The 549-nt window shown below is 52.8% G+C and carries 1 protein-coding gene; it reads right to left on the reverse strand.

The features are described from left to right. Positions 1-181 precede the first annotated feature (181 nt). Positions 182-549 (reverse strand): hypothetical protein (locus tag OC610_RS28650; protein ID WP_264433149.1); only part of this gene is annotated, 368 nt, incomplete at its 5' end.

A 549-nucleotide genomic window follows, 5' to 3' on the forward strand; every position in this document is an offset into this window, starting at 1 on the left:
TTCTCTGCGTCAGAAACGGGGACAGATTTATTTGCCGCAAATAAATCTGTCCCCTTTCACACTGTGAAAATACGGTATCCGCAACACCCCGATCCCTAATGTGGGAGCGAGCTTGCTCGCGATGACGCCAGCCCAGACACCCCCTTCTCAGTCCCCTTTACCCACGCTTACATCTGCAACGTTAAATTTGCCGTTTTGAATCGGTCAAAGGAGCGGCTGTGGCTGGGTTATCCCAATTATCTTGTGAGGAAAGCAACGGCGGCTCTTCAACGTGCTCCCATTCCAGATACCACTCGTATGTTTCGTTGTCAGCCTTGAACTCATGTTTAACAGTCCAGCCCAGTTCCACGAGCTTTTGAGCCCGGAGAGAGCCGTGTGTCCTAGTCACTCTCGGAGTTTTCATATAGTCGTCAAGCGAGTCATTGCTAGGGATTTTAACGCGGTAGCAGAAACTGGTGGCGCAGTTGCCGGCGTAGCTCAAGCGGAAATGAGACTGAGGCAAGGCCACCTTCTCGCCAATAACGCCCCCGTGGCGAGGGAGCTTGCTCC

Source organism: Pseudomonas agronomica, assembly GCF_025917275.1.
Lineage (GTDB): Bacteria > Pseudomonadota > Gammaproteobacteria > Pseudomonadales > Pseudomonadaceae > Aquipseudomonas > Aquipseudomonas agronomica.